4 protein-coding genes are annotated in these 2,516 nt (G+C 39.3%); 2 read left to right on the forward strand and 2 right to left on the reverse strand.

All coding sequences use genetic code 11. The features are described from left to right. Positions 1-391 precede the first annotated feature (391 nt). Positions 392-985: a hypothetical protein gene (locus ACX5KA_RS05255; RefSeq protein WP_039219410.1), complete on the reverse strand. Its 594-nt coding sequence runs from the start codon at positions 983-985 to the stop codon at positions 392-394. A 213-nt stretch (positions 986-1,198) separates the two neighbouring features. Between ACX5KA_RS05255 and ACX5KA_RS05260 the strand changes: the two genes are divergently transcribed. Together ACX5KA_RS05260 and ACX5KA_RS05265 are read left to right on the forward strand one after the other, a co-directional pair. Beyond that, the gene (locus tag ACX5KA_RS05260) at positions 1,199-1,447 is read left to right on the forward strand and encodes a type II toxin-antitoxin system Phd/YefM family antitoxin (protein ID WP_039219417.1); all 249 of its coding nucleotides are present in this window, start codon (positions 1,199-1,201) and stop codon (positions 1,445-1,447) included. After that, complete coding sequence (locus tag ACX5KA_RS05265; protein ID WP_039219422.1) at positions 1,437-1,730, forward strand: type II toxin-antitoxin system RelE family toxin; 294 nt, start codon at positions 1,437-1,439, stop codon at positions 1,728-1,730. The genes ACX5KA_RS05260 and ACX5KA_RS05265 overlap by 11 nt, the downstream gene beginning before the upstream one ends. Before the next feature lie 112 nt (positions 1,731-1,842). Here the strand turns inward: ACX5KA_RS05265 and ACX5KA_RS05270 are convergent, their stop codons facing one another. Then, complete coding sequence (locus ACX5KA_RS05270) at positions 1,843-2,451, reverse strand: hypothetical protein (protein ID WP_458730587.1); 609 nt, start codon at positions 2,449-2,451, stop codon at positions 1,843-1,845. Between the last annotated feature and the right edge of the window lie 65 nt (positions 2,452-2,516).

The raw sequence follows: 2,516 nt of genomic DNA on the forward strand, positions 1-2,516 counted from the left end.
ACTGTCAATAGGGCCCTGGTGAACGGTTACCAACCTACGAGGTCGTTATGATGGCAGTCACTTAACTGTGATTGAACCACGAGCATAGACTGATGAGAAGGTGGCCACGGCGGAGTGAGTAAGGTAGGCGCTGTTCATTAAATTAATGAATAATCCACGAATACCAGCTTGATAACCGACGACATTACTGCCTCATCCGGTGCGTTAGCTCAATTTATAATGAGTGGGGAAACAAAGCTAATTATGGGCTGAAAGAGTGTCAGGAAAATACTCGTTCAGGGTTGACAAAGGGAGTCATACCAACGCCTTACTAAGGGGCGCATTAATGCTTGGCTAAAATTAGCGACGAAGGAGCACAAGCCAAGCGTTTTGCGTCCTTTTAAGTAACTTGTTATATGCCTGTAGTCGTTAAAATTTTCTCGATTGCACTTAACTGTAAGTCCAATTGAGCTTCATTAATATGACCTTTTTGATATGCCATTTCAAATTCCAAGAGTTTTAGTGTTTGTTCTAAAACCTTGAGATATAAAGGAGCATTATATGTACGACTTCTTTTAAGGTTGATTAAATATTCGTTCAGATCACTTAACGTTGTCCCTGATAAATTTTTGCTGACTATATTTTGCATTAAGAAAGTGTCTAAATATTCTGGGTATGGTGGTGGGTTTTTTAAAAAGAACTCAGCCTTCAATTCATCTTCTTTTGGCAATTTATTAAAATATTCTATCAATTCTTCACTATATTCATAACAAGTCTCTACTGAAGAAATCGATGACTGTAAAAGTTTAATTACATCTTGTTTTTCTTTTTGTTTCGCTTCGTAATTTGTAATAGATATAGCTAATAGAACACCAACTAATGTCGCAACAAGAGTAAGAAAGAAATTAATTCCGACACTATAACGCTCAATAACACTTTTAAATTTAGGTATAAACGTAAAGACACCAAGAAAACAAAGAAGAATAGTGAGTATTATGTAAAGCATTTTAATCCTTTTAAATGATGAAAAATATAAGTCGAAGCGCTAGGCATATAACACCCGCATAACGGGCAAAAATATGTAGGCTACAATACCAAGCGAAGCGCAGGGAGCCTACGTATTTTTGTCCCAGCGAACGTAGTGAGCGAGTTTATGCGCTTGTTAAACCAACAATGATGGCCTAAACTGACCTAATTAAAGACCTTTTAGGAGACCGTTATGGCGGCGAGAGTTTTGGCAGATGTTGCTGCAAGTATTACTGAACTAAAAGCTAACCCTATGAAAGTTGCGAGCAGTGCATATGGCGACCCTGTCGCTATATTGAATAGGAATGAACCCGCATTCTACTGTGTCCCGGCTGAGATTTACGAAAAAATGATGGATCGTTTGGAGGATCTGGAACTACTACAGCTTGTTAGTGAAAGGCAAGGTGAAGAAAGCGTTTCGGTGAATTTGGATGACCTATAAATTAGAGTTTAAGAGAAGCGCCCTAAAAGAATGGAATAAACTAGGTAGCACTTTGCAGCAACAACTGAAAAAGAAGTTAGCAGAGAGATTAAAAACACCGCACGTAGCCCCAGATAGAGTGTTAGGTGCCGATAATGTTTATAAAATAAAATTACGTCAATCAGGATATAGGTTGGTTTATCGGGTACTTGATGACGTAGTTGTAGTTACAGTAATTGCAGTGGGAAAACGCGAGAGAAATGAGGCTTACAAAAAAGCATTAAAGAGACTTGATGCTGAATAAGGGTTCAACACCCACATAAGGGGCAGTAACGCGTGGGCTAAAATCCAAGCGAAGCGACTGAGCCTGCGTGTTATTGTCCCAGTGAGCGCCAGCGAACGGCTACAGTTGTTTGTTAGCCCCCGCCTGCCGCCATTACAGTAGCCCCAAGAAACACTGCGGGAACCACTATCATTGAATCTATAGCTATCGTTGCTGGAGTAGCTATTATTTTGCCAGCAGTTTCCGTAAAAGTAGATGGTTGTGCAACTGCTATTCGTACACTTTTTTCAAGCTTTTCTAAAGGTAGTTCGCCTTCTACAACATACCTCTGCCCATTTATTTGCTCCGTGAGTCTGAAACGATCGAGGAGTTTATCTTTTTTGAAACCGAGTGAAACCAGTTGCTCTTCTAATTCAGAAGATGGTTTATCACTTAGCAGAGTCAATGAAACGGTGCCTTGGATGGTATTATCTCTCCTTAACTCGAAATCATTAAATGTAGAATAAAAGTCTACCTTCCTGGTTAAAGCGAGAGCTTCGCCAAAATTTTTACTGATATCGAAAAGATACGCTGAGCTTGAAGCAGTTACAAATAGTTCGCCTGTGTCACTTTTGACATAAAAACCATCTACCATTTCCTGTTTATATTTGGGGGACCATAATGAAGTTGTACAACCCGAAATAAACAGAAATATTGATATAAAAATTACTCTCATAAAATATCCTTTTTTCAGATGAGCCATAAAAACTCCATGGCAGCTAACACCCACATAAGGGGCAGTAATGCGTGGGCTAAAATCCGAGCGAA

Source organism: Alteromonas alvinellae (genome assembly GCF_902705805.1).